General features: G+C 62.6%; 18 protein-coding genes. 7 read left to right on the top strand and 11 right to left on the bottom strand.

What is annotated here, in order from left to right:
* Positions 1-382: 382 nt before the first annotated feature.
* From B0G75_RS22580 to ubiA, 6 genes are all read left to right on the top strand, one after another.
* Entirely contained in the window at positions 383-1,342 is a 960-nt protein-coding gene (locus tag B0G75_RS22580) for a LysR substrate-binding domain-containing protein (RefSeq protein WP_106310502.1), read from the top strand.
* A 179-nt stretch (positions 1,343-1,521) separates the two neighbouring features.
* A complete protein-coding gene (locus B0G75_RS41430) occupies positions 1,522-1,653 on the top strand; it encodes a hypothetical protein (RefSeq protein WP_258194633.1) in 132 nt (43 codons plus the stop codon).
* Between the two features lie 76 nt (positions 1,654-1,729).
* A complete protein-coding gene (locus B0G75_RS22575; protein WP_106310499.1) occupies positions 1,730-3,184 on the top strand; it encodes a catalase in 1,455 nt (484 codons plus the stop codon).
* Between the two features lie 86 nt (positions 3,185-3,270).
* Positions 3,271-3,429 carry a hypothetical protein gene (locus tag B0G75_RS40785; protein ID WP_181309330.1) on the top strand — a complete coding sequence of 53 codons (159 nt, stop codon included), beginning with the start codon at positions 3,271-3,273 and terminating at the stop codon, positions 3,427-3,429.
* A gap of 153 nt (positions 3,430-3,582) precedes the next feature.
* Positions 3,583-4,080 (top strand): Dps family protein, encoded by a 498-nt coding sequence (locus tag B0G75_RS22570; protein ID WP_012431774.1) that lies wholly within the window; start codon positions 3,583-3,585, stop codon positions 4,078-4,080.
* 209 nt (positions 4,081-4,289) lie between these two features.
* On the top strand, positions 4,290-5,153 hold the full coding sequence (gene ubiA / locus B0G75_RS22565; RefSeq protein ID WP_106310496.1) for a 4-hydroxybenzoate octaprenyltransferase: 864 nt from the start codon (positions 4,290-4,292) through the stop codon (positions 5,151-5,153).
* Positions 5,154-5,224: 71 nt separating this feature from the next.
* On the opposite strand, the gene proC is transcribed toward ubiA, so the two are convergent.
* The 6 genes from proC to B0G75_RS22535 form a co-directional block, all read right to left on the bottom strand.
* On the bottom strand, positions 5,225-6,040 hold the full coding sequence (proC, locus tag B0G75_RS22560; protein WP_106310493.1) for a pyrroline-5-carboxylate reductase: 816 nt from the start codon (positions 6,038-6,040) through the stop codon (positions 5,225-5,227).
* Positions 6,041-6,103: 63 nt separating this feature from the next.
* On the bottom strand, positions 6,104-6,802 hold the full coding sequence (locus tag B0G75_RS22555) for a YggS family pyridoxal phosphate-dependent enzyme (RefSeq protein ID WP_012431777.1): 699 nt from the start codon (positions 6,800-6,802) through the stop codon (positions 6,104-6,106).
* Between the two features lie 37 nt (positions 6,803-6,839).
* A complete protein-coding gene (gene glcF, locus B0G75_RS22550; RefSeq protein WP_106310490.1) occupies positions 6,840-8,066 on the bottom strand; it encodes a glycolate oxidase subunit GlcF in 1,227 nt (408 codons plus the stop codon).
* Positions 8,067-8,074: 8 nt separating this feature from the next.
* On the bottom strand, positions 8,075-9,163 hold the full coding sequence (gene glcE / locus B0G75_RS22545; protein WP_106310487.1) for a glycolate oxidase subunit GlcE: 1,089 nt from the start codon (positions 9,161-9,163) through the stop codon (positions 8,075-8,077).
* Between the two features lie 150 nt (positions 9,164-9,313).
* Positions 9,314-10,807, bottom strand: a complete 1,494-nt coding sequence (locus B0G75_RS22540) for an FAD-linked oxidase C-terminal domain-containing protein (protein ID WP_106310484.1) — start codon at positions 10,805-10,807, stop codon at positions 9,314-9,316.
* A gap of 61 nt (positions 10,808-10,868) precedes the next feature.
* Positions 10,869-12,284 carry an FAD-linked oxidase C-terminal domain-containing protein gene (locus tag B0G75_RS22535; RefSeq protein ID WP_106310481.1) on the bottom strand — a complete coding sequence of 472 codons (1,416 nt, stop codon included), beginning with the start codon at positions 12,282-12,284 and terminating at the stop codon, positions 10,869-10,871.
* 223 nt (positions 12,285-12,507) lie between these two features.
* Here B0G75_RS22535 and B0G75_RS22530 point away from each other — a divergent pair, with 223 nt between their 5' ends.
* Positions 12,508-13,062, top strand: a complete 555-nt coding sequence (locus B0G75_RS22530) for a cob(I)yrinic acid a,c-diamide adenosyltransferase (RefSeq protein WP_106310478.1) — start codon at positions 12,508-12,510, stop codon at positions 13,060-13,062.
* A 74-nt stretch (positions 13,063-13,136) separates the two neighbouring features.
* On the opposite strand, the gene B0G75_RS22525 is transcribed toward B0G75_RS22530, so the two are convergent.
* The 5 genes from B0G75_RS22525 to B0G75_RS22505 form a co-directional block, all read right to left on the bottom strand.
* Entirely contained in the window at positions 13,137-13,469 is a 333-nt protein-coding gene (locus B0G75_RS22525) for a helix-turn-helix domain-containing protein (RefSeq protein WP_012431783.1), read from the bottom strand.
* A 19-nt stretch (positions 13,470-13,488) separates the two neighbouring features.
* Positions 13,489-13,836, bottom strand: coding sequence for a type II toxin-antitoxin system RelE/ParE family toxin (locus B0G75_RS22520; RefSeq protein WP_106310475.1), 348 nt, complete (start codon positions 13,834-13,836; stop codon positions 13,489-13,491).
* A gap of 191 nt (positions 13,837-14,027) precedes the next feature.
* Positions 14,028-15,101 carry a 3-deoxy-7-phosphoheptulonate synthase AroG gene (aroG, locus tag B0G75_RS22515; RefSeq protein ID WP_106310472.1) on the bottom strand — a complete coding sequence of 358 codons (1,074 nt, stop codon included), beginning with the start codon at positions 15,099-15,101 and terminating at the stop codon, positions 14,028-14,030.
* A gap of 378 nt (positions 15,102-15,479) precedes the next feature.
* Positions 15,480-16,946 carry a metalloprotease TldD gene (gene tldD / locus B0G75_RS22510; RefSeq protein WP_106310469.1) on the bottom strand — a complete coding sequence of 489 codons (1,467 nt, stop codon included), beginning with the start codon at positions 16,944-16,946 and terminating at the stop codon, positions 15,480-15,482.
* A gap of 102 nt (positions 16,947-17,048) precedes the next feature.
* Positions 17,049-17,900, bottom strand: a complete 852-nt coding sequence (locus B0G75_RS22505; RefSeq protein ID WP_106310829.1) for a carbon-nitrogen hydrolase family protein — start codon at positions 17,898-17,900, stop codon at positions 17,049-17,051.
* Positions 17,901-17,928: the final 28 nt, after the last annotated feature.

Genomic DNA, 17,928 nt, shown 5'->3' with positions numbered 1-17,928 from the left:
CGAAGCCACGGTTCAGGCAGACCGCCCCGGCGAGCACGTAGTGCGAGGCGGGAGGTATGACTGCCTTGTCGCTCCCGGGGGATGGGCGAGATGCCGGATTCCAGATGCACCACTGCCTCCTCCAAGCCAGGGGACCCGCTTCTGGGCTGGCGGTGTGAAGCGGCTTTCTTTGCTTACTTTCTTTGCCGCGGCAAAGAAAGTAGGTGCCGCCCCGCACAGGGGCAACGCCAATAGACCACCGAGAAATCAAGGAAAGGCCAACCAACCAGCAAGCAAACACTCACCCCAGCGCCCCGCGCAAATAAACCCAAATGGTTGGCGAACCGACCCTATAGGTGTATAACTAGAACCTATCGAACTCATCGCACTGATTGGTCCCCCAATGACGCTCACCGAATTGAAATACATCGTTGCGGTCGCCCGCGAGCGGCACTTCGGCCGGGCCGCCGAAGCGTGCTTCGTCAGCCAGCCGACGCTGTCGGTGGCGATCAAAAAGCTCGAAGACGAACTCAACGTCCAGATCTTCGAACGCGGCACCAGCGAAGTGAGCGTCACGCCAATCGGCGAACAGATCGTCACGCAAGCGCAACGCGTTCTCGAACAGACGCTCGCCATCAAGGAAATCGCGAAACAGGGCAAAGACCCGCTGGTCGGGCCGCTGCGCCTTGGCGTCATCTATACGATCGGGCCGTACCTGCTGCCCACGCTCGTCAAGCAGATGATCAAGCGCGTCCCGCAAATGCCCTTGATGCTGCAGGAAAATTACACGCTCAAGCTGATCGAACTGCTCAAGCAAGGCGAAATCGACGTTGCCATCATGGCGCTGCCGTTTCCGGAAACCGGCCTGATGCTGCGCCCGCTGTACGACGAGCCTTTCGTGGTCGCCTTGCCGTCAGGTCACGCCTGGGAAAACCGCCCGAAAATCGATGCCGACGATCTGAAGCAGGAAACCATGCTGCTGCTCGGCAGCGGTCACTGCTTCCGCGACCACGTGCTGGGCGTCTGCCCGGAACTGATGCGCTTTTCGCAAAACGCGGACGGCATCCAGAAGACCTTTGAAGGGTCGTCGCTGGAAACCATCCGTCACATGGTGGCGAGCGGTGTCGGCATTACCGTGCTGCCGCGCATGTCGGTGCATGAAGTGAAACCGCACGCCGGTGGCATCGATTCGGGGCTGCTGAGCTACGTCGCTTTCGACGAACCGGTGCCGGATCGCCGCGTCGTGCTGGCCTGGCGCAAAAGCTTCACGCGCATGCCCGCGATCGAGGCCATTTGCGACGCCGTCAGTTCCTGCGACCTGGCGGGCGTCAAGAAGCTCGATTTGCCAGTCGCCGTCAACTAGACACACGCACCGCGATGGCCGGCTCGCTGCGCATGGCCAGCGACTGGCCCGGCGCCCACCCAAGGCGCCAACAGCTGCAAGTCCTATCGAATAGATAAAATTAATCAAATACAGTAATTCGATAGTATTGTTATAGTTTCCTCCACGGATCGCCCGATCCCAAAGACCCGGAGGAAATCATGACGCAATCCAAGCCGCAACAAGTCCGCGTCGCACAAGCGGCCGTTAGGCCGCGCGGTTTTATCGCGTCGATGCTCGACGCGCGCGCCATCGCGTTGTCCCTGCTGGTCGATCGGGCCTTGTCCGCATAGCGCATGAGCCTCTGGCATCAGTGTGCCGCGCCGCTCCCAACAATCCGTTTCGATAAAAGCCAACCAGGAGTCACGCATGTCCGAACGTAAGCTCACCAGCGCCGCTGGCGCACCCGTCGCCGATAACCAGAATTCGATGACCGCCGGCGCGCGCGGTCCGGTTGTTCTGCAAGATGTCTGGCTGCTCGAAAAACTCGCTCACTTCGATCGTGAAGTGATTCCGGAACGCCGTGTTCACGCCAAAGGTTCGGGCGCGTTCGGCACGTTGAAGGTCACGCACGATATCTCGCGCTACACGAAGGCCAAGGTGTTTGCGGAAGTTGGCAAGGAAACGCCGCTCTTCATGCGCTTTTCGACGGTGGCCGGCGAGCGCGGCGCAGCCGACGCCGAACGCGACGTGCGTGGTTTCTCGATCAAGTTCTACACGGAAGAAGGCAACTGGGACGTGGTCGGCAACAACACGCCGGTGTTCTTTATCCGCGATCCGCTGAAGTTTCCGGACTTCATCCACACGCAAAAACGCGACCCGTACATCAACATGCGCAGCAATGTCGCGGCGTGGGATTTCTGGTCGCGTCATCCGGAATCGCTGCATCAGGTGACGATTCTGATGAGTGACCGCGGCATTCCGCAGAATTACCGTCAGATGCACGGGTTCGGCTCGCACACGTATTCGTTCATCAACGCCAACAACGAGCGTTTCTGGGTGAAGTTTCATTTCAAGTCGATGCAAGGCATTGAGAACTTCACCGATGCCGAAGCGGCGCAAGTGGTCGCGCAAGACCGCGAAAGCGCACAGCGTGATCTGATCGGCAATATCGATGCAGGCAATTTCCCGAAGTGGCGTTTCGCCATTCAGGTGATGCCGGAAGCGGAGGCCGCCACGTATCGCTTCAATCCGTTCGATATCACGAAAGTGTGGTCGCAGAACGACTATCCGTTAATCGACGTCGGCACGATCGAGTTGAATCGCAACGCACAGAACTACTTTGCCGACGTGGAGCAAGCGGCGTTCACGCCCGCCAACGTGGTGCCGGGTATCGGCTTTTCGCCGGACCGCCTGTTGCAGGGCCGTCTGTTCTCGTACGGCGACACGCAGCGCTATCGACTCGGCATCAATCACCATCAGATTCCGGTGAATGCGGCGCGCGTGCCGAACCCGCATTCGTTCCATCGCGACGGCGCAATGCGCACGGACGGCAACCTGGGCGGCAATGTGAATTACGAGCCGAACCGCTTCGGCGACTTCGTGCAGGACGCCAATGCGTCTGAACCGCCGCTCGCGGCGGGCGCGGTGGATCGCTACGAGCATCGCCTGGACGACGACTACTACACGCAGCCGGGCATGCTGTTTGCGCTCTTCGATGCGGCTCAGCGTGAACGTCTGTTCGGCAACATTGCACGCCATATCAACGGTGTGCCGCAGGAGATCGTTACGCGTCAGATCGAGCATTTCCGCCGTGCCGATCCCGCTTACGCGGAAGGCGTGATCGCCGCGATGGCCGACCTCGCGGAACGCAACAAGCAGTAAGCGACCATCGTGCAGTTGAAGTCATGCAGTAGAGCGGGGCGCATTTGCGTCCCGCCAGTACCGATACGAACCGAAGGAGCACGTCCATGATGCAGATGATGATGGCCACGTTAGGCGGCACGTCGGCCGCAAATAGCGCGCAACGACATGCATTGATGGCGCGCAGGGCGGTGGGCTTTGCGATCTTCGCGAGCGGAGTCGCGGTGATCGTCGGGCAGGCGCTGCAACAGGCGCTCGGCGGCTGATCCATGCCGGCGCCGTGATGCGGCAAGTGGCCACGCGGCATACGAACGCAGCAGTTTTCCAGGCTAAACTGTCGAGCGTTCGAGCTGTCGAGTTTGCTATCCGCAGACCGTCACTTTGCCGACCGGTTCGTATCACTCTTCGAAGGAGTCATCATGGCCAAAAAAGAAGCCGCAGCAGCCGTACAGCACGTCAATATCGGGATCAGCGACAAGGATCGCAAGAAGATTGCAGAAGGTCTGTCGCGCCTGCTCGCCGACACCTACACGCTGTATTTGAAGACCCACAACTTCCACTGGAACGTGACGGGTCCGATGTTCAATACGCTGCACCTCATGTTCGAAACGCAATACAACGAGCTGGCACTAGCGGTCGATTCGATCGCTGAACGCATCCGCGCGCTGGGCGTGCATGCGCCGGGCAGCTATAAGGAATTCGCCAAGCTGTCGTCGATTCCGGAAGCGGACGGCGTGCCGGCCGCGGAAGAAATGATCCGCCAACTGGTGGAAGGTCAGGAAGCCGTGGTGCGTACCGCGCGCGCGATTTTCCCGTCGACGGAAGCCGCCAACGACGAGCCGACCGCCGACCTGCTGACGCAACGCATGCAAACGCACGAAAAAACCGCGTGGATGCTGCGTTCGATGCTGGCTTAAGTATCTGCGCGCAAGGCGCCTCGTTTCGGCGCCGTCGTCGACGTTGTCGTTGGAGTTGAAGTCGAGTGCGACACCAACAAAGCCTCCCTGCACGGGAGGCTTTGTTTTTTGCGGCGCCTGCTTTGTCGGCCGAGCGAGCCCAGAAGCGGCGCGTTGTCCGTATCCCGTAAAATAGCCGCACCGTCTTCGCAATTTCACCGACTCCGCCCATGTTCGCCCGACTTCCCCTGTATCTGCGCCTCGTGCGCATGGACAAGCCGATCGGCAGCCTGCTGCTGCTGTGGCCGACGCTCAACGCGCTGTGGATCGCTTCCGACGGTCATCCGACGTGGCCGCTGCTGGTGATTTTCACGGTGGGCACGGTGCTGATGCGCTCGGCGGGTTGCGCGATCAACGATTACGCGGATCGCGACTTCGATCGCTACGTGAAGCGCACGGAGAACCGTCCGATCACGTCGGGCAAGATCAAGGCGTGGGAAGCGGTGGCGCTGGCGGCTGCGTTGTCGTTGCTGGCATTTCTGTTGATTCTGCCGCTCAATACGCTGACCAAGGAGTTGTCGGTGGCGGCGCTCTTCGTCGCCGGTTCGTATCCGTTCACCAAGCGGTTTTTCGCGATTCCGCAGGCGTATTTGGGGATCGCGTTCGGCTTCGGCATTCCCATGGCGTTCGCCGCGATTCAGGGCCACGTGCCGCTGCTCGCGTGGGTGATGCTGCTGGCCAATGTGTTCTGGTCGGTCGCGTACGACACCGAATACGCAATGGTCGATCGTGACGACGACATCAAGATCGGCATCCGCACGTCAGCGCTGACGTTCGGCCGCTTCGACGTGGCCGCGATCATGATTTGCTACGCGGTAACGCTTGGGATTTACGTCGGTATCGGCGTGCTGCTCGGCTTCGGCATGCTGTACTGGCTGGGATGGGCGGCGGCCGCAGGCTGCGCGATCTATCACTACACGCTGATTCGCAACCGCGAACGGATGGCGTGCTTCGCAGCGTTCCGGCATAACAACTGGCTGGGTGGCGCGCTGTTTGTCGGCATCGCCGCGCATTACGCGGCGGGCTCGTTTTAGTTTTTCTGCGGCGTGCTACGGCGCACTTCCTTTTTCAAGTCCTCTCGAATACTGGAAGCCGCCGAATACACTCACTGCTTGCCGAACTCGTCGCCCATTTCCTTCGCGCGGGCATCCGCGGCGAGCGCACCACGCACGATCGCATCCTTGATGCCGCTCGCGTCGAACGATGCCAGAGCCGCCGCCGTCGTGCCGCCTTTGGACGTCACACGTTCGCGCAACACGCTCGGCGGCTCGTCGGAATTGGCCGCCAGTTGCGCCGCGCCGGTGAAGGTCGCCACCGCCAGCGCGCGGCCTTGCGCTTCATCCATGCCGAGTTGGCGCGCGGCTTCCTGCAACGCCTCGATGAAATAGAACACGTAGGCCGGCCCGCTCCCCGAGATCGCGGTGACGGCGTCGATCTTCGCTTCGTCGTCGAACCAGACCGTTTCGCCGACCGCGCCCAGCACTTGCGACGCGAGCGCGCGGCCCGCTTCGTCGACGCTCGTGGTCGCCACCAGTCCCGTCACGCCCATGCCGATCAGCGCCGGCGTATTCGGCATGACACGCACGATACGGTTGTGCCCATTCAGCCAGCGCGACATGTCGCCCATCCGAATGCCGGCGACAATGCTCACGGCCAGTTGCGACGCATTCAGATGCGGCGCCACCGCCTCGGCGACGCTCTTCAGGATCTGCGGTTTCACCGCCAGCACGACGGCGTCGTACGCGGCGAGCGCGGCATCCGCGGCGGCGCCCGTCTTGATGCCGAATTGCTGCTCATTGCGCTTGCGCGCGTCTTCGTTGGGATCGATTGCGTAGAGGTCAGCGGGTGCGACGCCACGCTTGATGAGACCGCCGATCAAAGCGGCGGCCATGTTGCCACCGCCGATAAAAGCAATTTTCATGATGTTCCGGATGAAGTGCCAGGTGCCGTGAAGAATTTAAGGAGCCTGAAAGGCCCGAAGAGGTCAGTTAGAGTAATCTCGCGCGCCGAAGATCGCGGTGCCCACGCGCACGATCGTCGCGCCTTCCAGCACGGCGGCCTCGAGATCGCTCGACATGCCCATGGACAGCGTGTCGAGTTCGAGCCCGTCGTTGCACAGACGCTCGAACAACTCGCGCAAGTGCCGATGCGGCACGCGTTGTTCGTCGATGCCGCCGGCCGGCTCGGGAATCGCCATCAGCCCGCGCAAATTCAGCTTCGGCAGCGCGGCGATCGCCTGCGCGACTTCCACCGCCTCGGGAATGCTCACGCCGCTCTTCGACGCCTCGCCGCTGATGTTGACTTGCAAGCACACGTTGAGCGGCGGCAAATTGTCGGGACGCTGCTCCGAGAGCCGCTGCGCAATCTTCAACCGATCCACCGAGTGCACCCAGTCGAACTGCTCGGCGACCGGCCGCGTCTTGTTCGATTGCAACGGACCGATGAAATGCCATTCGAGCGTGGCACGCAGATCGGCGAGCGCCTCGATCTTGGTGAGCGCTTCCTGCACGTAGTTCTCACCGAACGCGCGCTGGCCGGCGGCGTAGGCGGCGCGCACGTCTTCGGCGGGGAAGGTCTTGGAGACCGCGAGCAGATGGACCGAACGCGTATCGCGTCCGGCCACGTGCGCGGCCATGGCGATGCGCTGCTGCACCGCCTCGAGGTTGTGAATCAGATCGGGCATATCGGAACCGGAAGTCCAGCGAAAGTCGATTACCCGATTATACGGACAGCATGTGCTCGACCAGTTCGATCCAGTGCGCGACCGGCGTCGAGGTGCCGCTTTGCAGATGCGCAATGCAGCCGACGTTCGCCGACACGATCACCTGCGGCTCCTGCGCCTGCAGCCGATCGAGCTTCTGATCGCGCAGCGCGTACGAGAGCTTGGGTTGTGTCAGCGAGTAGGTGCCGGCCGAGCCGCAGCACAGATGGCTATCGGCGGGCAGACGCACCTCGACGCCCAGCGCGGTCAGCAAGTGCTCGACCTTGCCGCGAATCTGCTGGCCATGCTGCAACGTGCAGGGCGGATGAAATGCCACCGTGTGAACCGAGCGGCGGCGCGTGACCGAGACCAATGCTTCTTCGAACTCCGGCAGAATCTCCGCGATGTCGCGCGTCAATTCCACCACGCGGCGCGCCTTTTCCGCATACGCCGGATCATGGCGCAAGAGGTGCGCGTATTCCTTGACGGTCGCGCCGCAGCCGGACGCGTTCATCACGATCGCTTCCACGCCCTGTTCGATGTACGGCCACCATGCGTCGATGTTGGCGCGCAGGTCGTCGAGCGCGTCGTCGTTGTAGCCCAGATGCAGACGGATCGCGCCGCAGCAGCCGGCATTCGGCGCGATCAGCGTTTCCACGCCGAGCGCGTCGAATACGCGCGCGGTGGCGATGTTCACGTTCGGCATCATCGACGGTTGCACGCAACCCGCGAGCATCAGCATTTTGCGCGGATGTTTCGCCGTCGGCCATTCGAGCGGACGCTGCCGCGCGGGCACTTTGTCGCGCAACTTCTTGGGCAGCAACGGCCGAAAATGCTGGCCGATACGCATGGTCGGCGTGAACAGCGCGCTGTTCGGCACGAAGCTCGCGAGCATCCGGCGCACCAGCCGTTGACCGAGCGGACGCGTGACTTTCTCTTCGGTCAGCTTGCGGCCGATTTCCACCAGCCGGCCATATTGCACGCCGGATGGGCACGTCGATTCGCAATTGCGGCAAGTCAGGCAGCGGTCGAGATGGACCTGCGTGCTGCGCGTGACCGGCGCGCCTTCGACCATCTGCTTGATCAGATAGATGCGTCCGCGTGGGCCGTCGAGTTCGTCGCCGAGTATCTGATAGGTCGGGCAGGTGGCCGTGCAGAAACCGCAATGCACGCAATTGCGCAGGATGCCGTCGGCTTCGTCGCCGTCGGGCGTGTTGCGAATGAAGTCCGCGAGGTTGGTTTGCATCGCGTCGCTCAGAAGTCGGGGTAGAGACGGCCGCGATTGAAGATGCGGGCCGGGTCAAAAGCGGTTTTCAAGCCGCGATGGATTTTCATCAGCGGCGCGGGAAGCGGGGTGAACACGCCGGCGCCGCGGTCGTAGCCGTGGCCGGTGCGGAAGATCGTGGCGTGGCCGCCCGCCTGCTTGGCGCTGATGCGCACGGTCTGCGCGTCGGTGTCGGTGATCCACCAGCGCTGACCGCCGCCCCATTCCATGAGTTGCGCGCCGGGCAGTTGCAACGGCTCCGTAATTGACGGCAGAGCAAGGCGCCACAACGCGGCCTGCGGCGGTATGGCGGCGAAGAACGAGTCGGTCTGTTCGCGCAGGCCGGCCCAGAAGCGTTCGGCTTCGACGGCATCGACCACTTCGCCGCCAAGCGCCATCTTCGCCGACTTGACCGCAGCCTCGGCGCCGGCAAGGCGCAAGACCAGCGTGCCATGACGCCACGCACTCGCGGTAATCGGCAACGGCCGGCCGCCCCATTCGTTGAGCTTGCGGACCGCGTCGGTGCCGTTCATGTCGAATTTGAGCGTGGCTTCGGCCTGCGGCAACGGCAGCACCTTGATCGACAGTTCGAGGATCAGTCCCAATGTGCCGAGCGAGCCGGCCATCAGGCGCGAGACGTCATAGCCGGCGACGTTCTTCACCACCTGGCCGCCGAAATGCAGCTTCTGGCCCTGGCCATTCATGATCACGGCGCCCAGCACGAAGTCGCGCGCCGCGCCGGCCGACGGGCGGCGCGGACCGGCGATGCCCGCCGCGATGCAGCCGCCGAAGGTAGCCTGCGGCCCGAAGTGCGGCGGCTCGAAGGCGAGCATCTGATGATGGTCGGCGAGCGCGGCCTCGATCTCCAGCAGAGGCGTGCCCGCTCGCGCGGTGATGACCAGCTCCGCCGGGTCGTACGCGATGATGCCGCGATAAGCGCGCGTGTCGAGGATGTCACCTTCCAGCGTCTGACCGTACCAGTCTTTGGTGCCGCCGCCACGGATGCGCAACGCGCGCCCCTCGGCGCTGGCCGAACGCACACGTTCCGACCACACGGCGACGATGTCGTCCTCTTCCATGGTGTCCTGCTTCGTTGTGTTTCGTTTGATTGTACCGGGCGGGGGCTGGCTGGCAACCAGGAGCGGACCCGCATCGGGTAATCAGGGTAAGAGCAGGAAAAACGGCGCCCACGCAGGCTATGCGCGATGCGTGGGCGGAGCAGTACAGCGTTAGAACCGCGGTAGCTCAGGATGCGGCAGCAAGCCGCCGCGCACGTGCATCTTGCCGTACTCGGCGCAGCGCGCTCGCGTTGGAATGCCTTTGTCGGGGTTGAGCAGGCCGGGCGCGTCGAAAGCTCGCTTGACCGCGTGGAACGTATCGCGTTCTTCCGGCGAAAACTGCACGCACATCGAATTGATCTTCTCGATGCCGACGCCGTGCTCGCCTGTCACCGTGCCGCCCAGTTCGACACACGTTTCGAGGATGTCGGAACCAAACGCTTCGGCCCGGTGCCACTCGTCCAGGTCATTGCCGTTGAACAGGATCAGCGGATGCATGTTGCCGTCGCCCGCGTGGAAGACGTTGATGCAGCGCAGGTTGTAAGTCTTCTCCATCGCCTCGATGCGCGCCAGCAGCGGCCCGATACTGCGGCGTGGCACCGTGCCGTCCATGCAGTAATAGTCGGGTGAAATACGCCCGGCGGCGGGGAACGCATTCTTGCGCCCCGACCAGAAGCGCAGCCGTTCGTTCTCCGAGCGGGAAATCTGGATGCGCGTGGCGCCCTGTTCGCGCAGTACAGCGGTCATGCGCACGATTTCGTCAGCGACTTCTTCGGGCGTGCCGTCCGATTCGCACAGCAGGATCGCCGCCGCGTCCAGATCGTAGCCGGCGTGGACGAATTCCTCGACGGCGCGGGTGGCCGGCTTGTCCATCATCTCCAGACCGGCCGGGATGATGCCCGCCGCAATGATGCCGGCGACCGCGTCGCCGCCTTTCACGACGTCGTCGAAACTGGCCATGATGACCTGCGCCGTTTGCGGTTTCGGGATCAGCTTGACCGTGACTTCGGTCACGATCGCGAACATGCCTTCGCTGCCGATCAGCACGGCCAGCAGGTCGAGGCCGGGCGCGTCGGGGGCGAGCGAGCCGAATTCGACGATCTCGCCTTCCATGGTGACGGCGCGCACGCGCAACACGTTATGCACCGTGAGACCGTATTTGAGGCAGTGAACGCCGCCGGAATTCTCCGAGACATTGCCGCCGATCGTGCAGGCAATCTGCGACGACGGGTCCGGCGCGTAATACAGACCGTAAGGTGCGGCGGCTTCGGAGATCGACAGATTGCGCACGCCCGGCTGCACGGTGGCAGTCCGCGCGTATGAATCGACTTCGACGATCTTGCGAAAGCGCGCGAGCGACACCACCACGCCGTGACGAATCGGCATGGCGCCACCGGACAGTCCGGTGCCCGCGCCGCGCGGCACGATCGGCACGTCGAGACGGTGGCAGATCTGCACGATGCGCTGCACCTGCGATTCCGTCTCCGGCAACGCGACCGCAAGCGGCAGACGCCGGTAGGCGGCGAGGCCGTCGCATTCGTAGGCGACGGTGTCTTCTTCGCGAAACAGCAAACAATGGGTCGGCAATACGGCCATCAACGCCTGCACGACTTCGCGCTGGCGCTGGGCGAGTACTTCGGCCGTCAGTTCAGCGGGTGCGTTCATGTGACTTGTCTCCTCGTGCCCTTCAAGTCCAGCGCGGCTGGCTGCCGCGCCTGAATACGCGTCATGCTGCCCAGGTGAAGATCTTGCCCGGGTTCATCAGATTGTACGGATCGAGTGCGTGTTTGATAGAGCGCATGGTGTCGACCGCGACTTCACCGTGCTCTTCGAGCAGAAAGCCCATCTTGTGCAGGCCGACGCCATGCTCGCCCGTGCAGGTGCCGTCCATGCGCAGCGCGCGTTGCACGATGCGATGGTTCAGACGTTCGGCTTCGACGAGCTCTTCCGGCTTGTTGGGATCGATCAGGATCGCGACGTGGAAGTTGCCGTCGCCGACATGGCCGACGATCGGGCAGGGCAGCGGCGACGCTTTCAGATCCTGTTCCGTTTCCTCCACGCATTCCGCGAGGCGCGAGATCGGCACGCAGACGTCGGTCGTGACCGCGCGGCAGCCGGGCTTCAGCTGCAGCATGGCGAAATAGGCGTTGTGGCGCGCGTTCCACAGACGGCTGCGATCCTCCGGACGGGTTGCCCATTCGAAGCCTTCGCCGGCATTCTGCGCGGCGATCTCCTGGACCAGTTCGGCCTGCTCCTTCACGCCGGCCTCGGTGCCGTGGAATTCGAAGAACAGCGTGGGCGCTTCACTCAACGTCAGATTCGAGTGGCGATTGATCGAGCGGATGGCGAGCGAATCGACGAACTCGACGCGCGCAATCGGTACACCCATCTGGATCGTTTCGATCACCGCGCGAACCGCAGCGCCCATGGACGGGAACGCGCATACCGCGGCGGACACCGCCTCCGGTTGCGGATACAGCCGCACGGTGATTTCCGTGATCACGCCGAGCGTGCCTTCCGAGCCGACGAACATGCGCGTGAGGTCGTAACCCGCGGACGACTTGCGAGCGCGCGTACCGGTTTTGATCACGCGGCCGTCGGCCAGCACCACCGTCAGCCCGAGCACGTTCTCGCGCATCGTGCCGTAGCGTACGGCGTTGGTGCCCGAGGCGCGCGTGGCCGACATGCCGCCGATGCTCGCGTCCGCGCCCGGGTCGATCGGGAAGAACAGGCCTGTATCGCGTAATGCCTCGTTCAACTGTTTGCGTGAAATGCCGGGCTCGACGGTGACCGTCAGGTCTTCGGCGTTGATCGCCAACACACGGTTCATTTCCGACAGATCGATCGACACGCCGCCTTGCACGGCGAGCAGGTGCCCTTCAAGCGACGAGCCGTTGCCGTATGGGATGATCGGCACGTTGTACTGGCCGCACAGTTTGACGATGGTTTGCACGTCTTCAGTCGTGCGCGCGAACACGACGGCGTCAGGCAGTTGCGGGTCGAACGGCGATTCGTCGCGGCCATGATGGGCGCGCACGGCTTCGGATACGGACACGCGATCGGCGAAGACGGCTTTGAGTGCGTTTAGCAACTCGACGGGAAACGGTCGGCGCAGTGGGGCCGGCGGCACGGGATGATTCACGCACGTCTCCTAATATTTGGGGCGGTACTGGTTTGCAGCGTGTGTTTCATTTTACGCCGATCGCCCGTGGGCCGGCGTTGCGGCCGGCCAGCGCTTCTATAATGGCGGCGACTTCACGATGCGCGCAATATGGATAAACGCGGTGCTTGATGCGCCGCTTCGGATTAATGCCGGGCGGTGGCGCGGCGCATTGTCACTGAATACAAGGTACAAGGGAGACACCATGGGCAACCGCTTGAGCAAGATCGCCACCCGCACGGGCGACGACGGCACCACCGGTCTCGGCGACGGTAGCCGTGTGCGCAAAGACAGCGCGCGCATAGCCGCGATCGGCGACGTGGACGAACTGAACTCGAACCTCGGTGTGCTGCTGTGTGAAACTTTGCCGGACAAGGTGCGGGTAGCGCTTGTAGCGATCCAGCACGATCTGTTCGACCTTGGCGGCGAGCTGTGCATTCCCGGCCACACGATGATTACCGACCGGCAACTCGCTCAACTCGACGACTGGCTTGCCGACTACAACGCGGCTCTGCCGCCGCTGAAGGAGTTCATCTTGCCCGGTGGCTCGCGCGCGGCCTCGCTCGCGCATGTGTGCCGCACCGTGTGCCGCCGTGCCGAACGGGCGATCGTTGCGTTGGGTGAGCACGAGAGCATCAACGCGGCGCCCCGCCAGTATGTAAACCGGCTTTCCGATCTGCTGTTCGTGCTCGCGCGCGTGCTCAATCGTGCGGACGGCGGCACCGACGTGCTGTGGCAACACGAGCGCAATGCTGGCTAAGACCTGCCGTGGCAATACGCGTATGACCGCGTAATGCCGTATGCTGCGTTACGCGCATTGACGCGCCCGGCACGTTAGCCAACCGCCAGCGTGACCGGCTTGCCGATCCGGCTCATCATTTCCACCAAGGTATCGATGGTGAACTTGGTCGTCTTCTTGTTGACCACGTCGGACACGCGCGGGCGTGACACCATCAGAATCTCGGCCGCCTCGGCCTGTTTCAGATGATGCTGCTCGATCCACGTGGACAGTTCCGTCATGAGCTGCTCCTTGAGCAGCCGCGTGTCGTTGATCTGCTTTTGCGACGCGGCGTGCAGGCGTTTCGCCTCTTCGGCGGAAAAGCCGAGTTCGAGGAACAGATTGGCGCCCGGCCTGGTTACGTGACGAATTTTGGTGTCGGTCGTCATTTGTTAAGTTTTCCTATTGTTAGTGGTGGTGCGGCCGATGGTGCAGCCCGATGGCGCGATACCGAGTTTCCGCAATCTTCCTGTCAAGCGGACCTAGCTTCTGCGTTTTCTTCTGGAAGCAATGCAGCACGTACAACGCCTCTACGAACTTGGTCACGTACATGACACGAAAAATGCCGTCTGCTTCCTTGAGGCGAATCTCGCGGGTTCCAGGGCCGATCGAGTCAAACGGCTTCCAGTCGTCCGGGTCGAGACCTGCCTGAATTTTGCTGAGTTGAAACCCCGCTCGACGACGCATTTCTTCGGGGAAAGCGAGTAAATCGTGATAGCTGGAGCCTAGCCAGCGAATTTCTTTTTCCTGCTCCATAATCACCTTTCATGTACAAAATCTTATACGCAACATTCACCTCGGTCAAGCCGTATTCGACCCGGCCCTGAAGTTGTTACGGTACAGAGGCAATTAGAGGAGCACCATTCGTCCGTTCGGCTAACAAAAAACCCGGCTCATCCATCCAGCCGGGTTTTCCGTGCATCCACCACTGCAATCAGCGCGGTTTTTTAGTTGCCGCTACCACGTGCCACACGGCGTTGCTTGACTGCGTCGGCGAGACCTTCGAGCACGGCGACGCTTTCATCCCAGCCGATGCACGCGTCGGTGATGCTCTGGCCGTACGTCAGCGCGCAGCCTTCCTGCAGATCCTGGCGGCCCGCCACCAGATGCGATTCCACCATCACGCCGACAATCCGTTCGTCGCCCGAAGCAATCTGGCGGCCGATATCCGCGCACACCGGAATCTGATTCTCGTGCTTCTTCGAACTGTTCGCGTGGCTCGCGTCGATCATCAGACGCGCGGCGAGACCCGCTTTGCCGATGTCCGCGCAGGCGGCATTGACGCTGTCCGCGTCGTAGTTCGGCGTCTTGCCGCCACGCAGAATGATGTGGCAGTCCTCATTGCCCGCGGTCGAGACGATCGCCGAGTGGCCGCCCTTGGTGACCGACAGGAAATGGTGCGGCTGCGAAGCGGCCTTGATTGCGTCGACGGCGATCTTGACGTTGCCGTCGGTGCCGTTCTTGAAGCCGACCGGGCACGACAGGCCCGAAGCGAGTTCGCGGTGCACTTGCGATTCGGTGGTGCGCGCGCCGATCGCGCCCCACGAGATCAGATCGGCGATGTACTGCGGGCTGATCATGTCGAGGTATTCGGTGCCGGCCGGCAGGCCGAGCTCGTTGATGCGCAACAGCAGCTCGCGCGCGGTGCGCAGGCCGTCGTTGATCTTGAAGCTGTTGTCCATGTGCGGGTCGTTGATGAGACCCTTCCAGCCCACCGTCGTGCGCGGCTTTTCGAAGTACACGCGCATCACGATTTCGAGTTCGCCGGCGAAGCGCTTGCGCTGCTCGATCAGACGCCCCGCGTATTCCATCGCGGCCTTGGGGTCGTGAATCGAGCACGGTCCGATGATCACGATCAGCCGGTCTTCCATGCCATGCAGAATGCGATGCATCGCGGTGCGCGAGTTGTAGATCACGTCGGACACCGTTTCGTCGCAAGCGAATTCACGGATCAGGTGAGCGGGCGGCGTGAGTTCTTTCAATTCGCGGATGCGGACATCGTCGGTGTTGTGCGGGGGCATGTTGTTCTCCAATCGGTTCGTAGCGTGTTCGCGCGGGCAATCAGGTTTGCGATGAAGCAGCAATGCCAGAGCGGACGGTCATCAAAATTAAAGTTTCAAAGGCATGAGGCGAAAAAAAACCGCCAGGCTAGCTGGCGGTTTTTCGGGAATTCTCGGTGTCTTGCGTGCACTAACACCCCTCTCGATCCGCCAGCGGTCTGAGATGCCAAAAAAAGTAAAAATAAAACTTGGCGGACATGACGAATGAGGTCGCAGGTCAAAAAGGGTGAGTGACTTTATAACCCGGGCAGGCAGCGCTTGCAAGCCACGGGGTGCAAAAATGCGGAAAATCCGCATACTTCGCGCGATGCATGCACGAAGTATGCGTTTGCTGCAAAATCAGGCAGTGCCGCCCACTGTCATCTTCTCGATGCGCAACGTAGGTTGACCGACGCCCACCGGCACGCTTTGGCCTTCCTTGCCGCACACGCCGACGCCCGAATCGAGCTTCATGTCGTTGCCGATCATGGTCACGTATTTCAGCGATTCCGGGCCACTGCCGATCAGCGTCGCGCCCTTCACCGGGTAAGTGACCTTGCCGTTTTCGATCATGTACGCCTCGGAGGCCGAGAACACGAACTTGCCGTTGGTGATGTCGACCTGGCCGCCGCCGAAGTTCACCGCATACAGCCCGTTCTTCACGGAGGCCAGGATTTCCTGCGGGTCCCTGTCGCCATTGAGCATGTACGTGTTCGTCATGCGCGGCATGGGCAACGCCGCGTACGACTCACGGCGCGCATTGCCCGTGACCGGCATCTTCATCAGGCGCGCGTTCAGCGTGTCCTGGATATAGCCCTTCAGAATGCCGTCTTCGATCAGCGTGGTGCACTGGGTCGGATTGCCTTCGTCGTCGATATTGAGCGAGCCGCGGCGATTCGGCAGCGTGCCGTCATCCACCACGGTGACGCCCTTGGCAGCGACCTGCTCGCCGATGCGCCCCGCGAACGCCGAAGAACCCTTGCGGTTGAAGTCGCCTTCGAGGCCGTGGCCGATCGCTTCGTGCAGCAGCACGCCGGGCCAGCCCGGTCCGAGCACGACTGTCATCGCGCCGGCCGGTGCCGGACGAGCGTCGAGGTTGACCAGCGCGGCGTGGACAGCGTCGTCGACGTAGCTGGAGAGAATCTCGTCGGTGAAATAGCCGTAGTCGAAGCGGCCACCGCCGCCGCCGCTGCCGATTTCGCGGCGGCCGTTCTGCTCGGCGATTACGGTGACCGACACACGCACCAGCGGACGAATATCGGCCGCGAAGCCGCCGTCGCTGCGCGCGACCAGCACCACGTCGTATTCACCGGCGAGGCCGGCCATGACTTGCTGGATACGCGGATCGCGACCGCGCGCCATCTTTTCGATGCGCTCGAGCAGCTTGACCTTCGCGGTTGCGTCGAGCGAATGCAGCGGATCGGCCGGCAGGTACAGATCGCGTCCCGCAATGCCGGTCAGCGACGACGCCACCTTGATCTTTTGCTTGCCGCCGCCAGCCTTGCCGATCGCGCGCGTGGCGATAGCCGCCTGGCGGATTGCTTCGGGCGACAGGTCGTCCGAATAGGCGAAAGCCGTGCGGTCGCCCGACACGGCGCGCACGCCGACGCCCTGGTCGATGCTGAAGCTGCCCGATTTCACGATGCCTTCTTCGAGACTCCACGCTTCGCTGCGCGTGTACTGGAAGTACAGGTCGGCGTAGTCGATCTTGTGCGTGAAGATTTCGGCGAGCGTGCGGGTGAGCAAGGCTTCGTCGAGACCGTAGGGCGTCAGGAGGATGTCCTTGGCGGTGGCGAGATTACGGATACCGGGTTCGATGATGTTCATGCGAAGTATGTTCTGCTCGATACGAAGGATTCGGTTAGCGCCTCTGTCACACACTATATGAGCCGGGGGCGCCGCAGTTTCAATGTCACGCGAAGGGGTTGATCAACTGAGCACACGATGACGCCAGGCGGGCAGACTCTGTCGCACTTCGTCGATGCGGGCACGCTCGAGATTGCCGGCGACCACGCCCGCGCCTTCGTCGCGCACCGCGACGATTTCGCCCCACGGGTCGATCAGCATGCTGTGGCCCCACGTGCGGCGGCCGTTTTCATGTTTGCCGCCTTGCGCCGCGGCCAGCACGTAACACTGGTTTTCGACCGCCCGGGCGCGCAGCAGCATTTCCCAATGCGCGCGGCCGGTCGTGTAAGTGAACGCCGACGGCACCACGATCAGCGCGCAGTCGCCCATGCGCCGGTATAACTCCGGAAAGCGCAGATCGTAGCAGACCGACAGACCGACGCGGCCGAACGGCGCCTCGAAGGTGCGGACCTCGCCGCCGGGGCAGATGGTGCGCGCCTCGTCGAACGACTCCTCGCCCTTTTCAAAGTTGAACAGATGGATCTTGTCGTAACGCGCGGCCTCGTTGCCTTGCGGGTCGAACACCAGCGTGGTGTTCAGCACGCGCGCGGCTTCGGGCGACATCAACGGCAGCGTGCCGCCGATCACCCAGACCTGGTGGCGACGCGCGGCGTCGGCGAGAAAGCGCTGGATCGGACCGTCCTGATAGGGTTCGCGCACGGCAAGCTTGTCCGTGTCCTTGAAGCCCATGAAGCAGAAGTATTCAGGCAGCAGGACGAGTTGCGCGCCGTCGGCGGCGGCTTCGGCGATCAGGCGCCCGGCCTCCGCCAGATTGCGCTCGCGATCCGGCGTGCTCACCATTTGCAGCGCGGCGACACGGAAGGCACTTTCCAGAGAACCGCTGGAGACGGTTGAAGAGACGTGTGTTTCGCTCATGAGCGTTTCGAAAAACTCCCGGCAAGGC

This window comes from Paraburkholderia sp. BL18I3N2 (assembly GCF_003001875.1).
In the GTDB taxonomy this organism is placed as follows: domain Bacteria; phylum Pseudomonadota; class Gammaproteobacteria; order Burkholderiales; family Burkholderiaceae; genus Paraburkholderia; species Paraburkholderia phytofirmans.
This window is presented reverse-complemented; position numbering and strand designations above follow the sequence as displayed.

Bases quoted from the DNA above. Each gene is read 5' to 3' on its own strand.
- B0G75_RS22555 (WP_012431777.1), bottom strand. From the start codon at position 6,802: ATGCCCGATCTGATTCACAACCTCGAGGCGGTGCAGCAGCGCATCGCC.
- B0G75_RS22505 (WP_106310829.1), bottom strand. From the start codon at position 17,900: ATGAGCGAAACACACGTCTCTTCAACCGTCTCCAGCGGTTCTCTGGAA.
- ubiA (WP_106310496.1), top strand. From the start codon at position 4,290: ATGTTCGCCCGACTTCCCCTGTATCTGCGCCTCGTGCGCATGGACAAG.
- B0G75_RS22520 (WP_106310475.1), bottom strand. From the start codon at position 13,836: ATGGAGCAGGAAAAAGAAATTCGCTGGCTAGGCTCCAGCTATCACGAT.
- B0G75_RS22570 (WP_012431774.1), top strand. From the start codon at position 3,583: ATGGCCAAAAAAGAAGCCGCAGCAGCCGTACAGCACGTCAATATCGGG.
- glcF (WP_106310490.1), bottom strand. From the start codon at position 8,066: ATGCAAACCAACCTCGCGGACTTCATTCGCAACACGCCCGACGGCGAC.
- B0G75_RS22530 (WP_106310478.1), top strand. From the start codon at position 12,508: ATGGGCAACCGCTTGAGCAAGATCGCCACCCGCACGGGCGACGACGGC.
- B0G75_RS22540 (WP_106310484.1), bottom strand. From the start codon at position 10,807: ATGAACGCACCCGCTGAACTGACGGCCGAAGTACTCGCCCAGCGCCAG.
- glcE (WP_106310487.1), bottom strand. From the start codon at position 9,163: ATGGAAGAGGACGACATCGTCGCCGTGTGGTCGGAACGTGTGCGTTCG.
- B0G75_RS22575 (WP_106310499.1), top strand. From the start codon at position 1,730: ATGTCCGAACGTAAGCTCACCAGCGCCGCTGGCGCACCCGTCGCCGAT.
- B0G75_RS22580 (WP_106310502.1), top strand. From the start codon at position 383: ATGACGCTCACCGAATTGAAATACATCGTTGCGGTCGCCCGCGAGCGG.
- B0G75_RS22525 (WP_012431783.1), bottom strand. From the start codon at position 13,469: ATGACGACCGACACCAAAATTCGTCACGTAACCAGGCCGGGCGCCAAT.
- aroG (WP_106310472.1), bottom strand. From the start codon at position 15,101: ATGCCCCCGCACAACACCGACGATGTCCGCATCCGCGAATTGAAAGAA.
- proC (WP_106310493.1), bottom strand. From the start codon at position 6,040: ATGAAAATTGCTTTTATCGGCGGTGGCAACATGGCCGCCGCTTTGATC.
- B0G75_RS41430 (WP_258194633.1), top strand. From the start codon at position 1,522: ATGACGCAATCCAAGCCGCAACAAGTCCGCGTCGCACAAGCGGCCGTT.
- tldD (WP_106310469.1), bottom strand. From the start codon at position 16,946: ATGAACATCATCGAACCCGGTATCCGTAATCTCGCCACCGCCAAGGAC.
- B0G75_RS40785 (WP_181309330.1), top strand. From the start codon at position 3,271: ATGATGCAGATGATGATGGCCACGTTAGGCGGCACGTCGGCCGCAAAT.